Source organism: Thermogutta sp. (assembly GCF_014359955.1).
Lineage (GTDB): Bacteria > Planctomycetota > Planctomycetia > Pirellulales > Thermoguttaceae > Thermogutta.
Window position 1 is genome coordinate 1 of record NZ_JACIYL010000658.1, and the last position, 2,533, is coordinate 2,533.

1 protein-coding gene is annotated in these 2,533 nt (G+C 61.0%); it reads left to right on the forward strand.

Translation table 11 applies throughout. The features are described 5' to 3' along the window. Positions 1–85: 85 nt before the first annotated feature. On the forward strand, positions 86–2,533 hold a 2,448-nt coding region (locus H5U08_RS15535), incomplete at its 3' end, for a hypothetical protein (RefSeq protein ID WP_297035072.1).

Genomic DNA, 2,533 nt, shown 5'->3' on the forward strand with positions numbered 1-2,533 from the left:
TTCCGCGCACGCGGTCGCTCCTCAAAAACGAAGTGGGACGAGGTGGGGCACAGCGGGCACGGTTATCCTCTTGCTGGCGTCCCTGGTGAGTCTCGCGATTGGTGGCAGAGATGCGCCCTCGTTCGCTCAGCAGCCTCCTGGAGCGATTCCCGAGAGATCGGCCGGCGGAGCAGGCGCTGCTTCCGTACCGGCGCCGCCGGTTTATCGCGTTTTTATTCCGGTGGACGAGAAGGGGCGTCCCGCCGGGCAGGAAGTGTACGTGCCGGAGGAGTTTTACAAACAACTCCAGCGGCGGGTGAGTCCCCTCAACGAGACGCCGCCTAGCTGGCAATTTACCGGAGCGGTGTACAGGGGTACCTTCTCTCCTGCGAATACTGGTGATCGCTGGGAAATCACTGATTTTAATCTGACGTGCGAGTGCCTGCTGAGCGAGGCACCGGCGACCCTGGAGTTTCCCTTGGGCAGCGATATTCTGGTGCCCAGCGTGGATGAGCTTCTCGTGGATGGCCGTCCGACATCGGCCACGTGGAACTCGGGGCGCCTCCGCGTGACGATCAATGACCCGGGGCGACATCGACTGCGCATCCCCTTCACAATCCAGCCGTCTCTTCAAGGCTCTGTGACAGAGGTGACCGGAGCAATCCCGCCGGTCATGAATGCCCGGCTGGAACTCGCGGCTTCTCCTGATGTTCTCCGCGTGGAGGTGCCCTCTGCGTTGGGACGTGTGGAACGCGACCCGGAAAGCGGAGCCTGGACCGCCGAACTCGGACCCGCCAATCAACTTGTCATCCGCTGGACAACCGGACAACCGCTCTTCGGCGATACCTCGCCGGAAAGCGACGTGCTCTATGTTCTGGATCTTCGGCCCGATGGATTCCACTGGACAGTCCGCTGGAAACTTCATTCATTCAGCTTGGTACGCAATCAACTGCAACTGGTGTGTGATCCCGATCTCACTTTGGTATCGGTTACCGCGGGGTCGCCGGTGCAGATCCAGCCGCTTCTTTCTGGTGTGGATCAACAGGTGTTCAACATCACCTTTTCGGGCCCGGTGGCCTCGGATCAGATCGTCACGGCCGAGTTCTCCCAGGCGATGGGTGAAGCGCCGGGTGGGATTCGCCTGCCCACCGTCCACCTGACCGACATTGGAGTGGGACGTCAGGACCTGGTGGTGAACGTGGGACCGGGTTTGAAGGTGGTTGCATCGCACTCCCCCCGATGGCAATCCGTGGATTTGGGTGAGGTCCAGGGACGCTGGCAATTTCAGGTCGCCGAGGGCGCGCTCGCCTACACCTGCTCCGAGCCCTCACAGTTCTGGGGAGCCTGGATCATCTCGGACCACCCGCCGCTGCAAACGAACGACGCCCTCCAGATCACAATCGGCGACGCGTCAGCCCATCTCGCATGGCAGGTGTTTTTCCCTAAGGATCAACCACTCCCCGGGATTTTTCATGTGAAGTTGCCACGGGATTTCCATCTGGACAGTATCGCCCTTTACAAAGGAGCTGTGGAAATCCCCATTTTTGCTTCGCAGGACAAGCAGGGTGAGCTGCTCCTTTTGACTGGCGAGGTGCCCGCTGGCGAGGTCCGGCTGGTGGTGGGAGGAACGATTCCCGTTGTCCCGGATGTGGAATGGTCCTGCCCGCGGTTTGCTCTTCAGGAAGCCGATTCCAGAAGCCTCACCGTCGTGGTCTTCCAATCCTCGGGGGTAAAGGCGGAAATCGTCCGTGCCGAGCAGTTCGAACCACTCTCCGTGGCTTCCGGTTTGATTCTGCCGCCGGGTGATGACTCTCAGGTGGGAGCATACGTATCCCAGAGCCCCTCGACCGCCGATATTCACCTGCGGGTTCGCTTGCGGGAGCATTTCTGGCCCGCTGACGCTACTGTGCGAGTCTGGCAAGGAAACAACCGGTGGTTCGCCGAGGTACTCTGGGACCTCGATTTTGGGGAGAGCACAGTTCAGGAACTTCCCATTGCATTCAGCCCGGCCGTGTTGGGGTCGCTCACCGTTTCTCCAACCGCCACGTTTGGTGTAGCGCCGTCGGTTAATCCGGAGGCAGCCCCCAACGCTCCCCATCCCAACTCTGCTTCTGGAGTCGTCACGTTCGCGGAACCGCAGACGGGGCGGGTTCGCCTCCGAATGGCAGGGGAAATCACGCCGGCCAACGGCTGGCTGGCTGTGCCGCAAGTCACAAGCCCTCAGGTGCGGGTGCAAAGCGTCAAAGTTCTCCTCCCGAAAAAATTGGCATGGGACAGCCGTCTGGCCGCCATTTGGGGACTGCGCTCCGTGGTGCCGTCCGAAATCCCGCTGGTGCAACCGCCGGGCGAGCAGTGGGTGGCCTACCAGACAGACAAGGCAGGGTCCTGGCCCCTCATGAAAATCCCTGCGGAGCAACCCGGCAAGGTGAATACCTTGGAAATGGTTCTCGCGGTCAATTCCCAGCGGGAACTGTTGGGCTGGCTGGAAGCGGAACTGGAAAACGTTCCGGAAGGTGAGATCACGACCGCTGCCCTGCCGGGATGCAAACTTGTG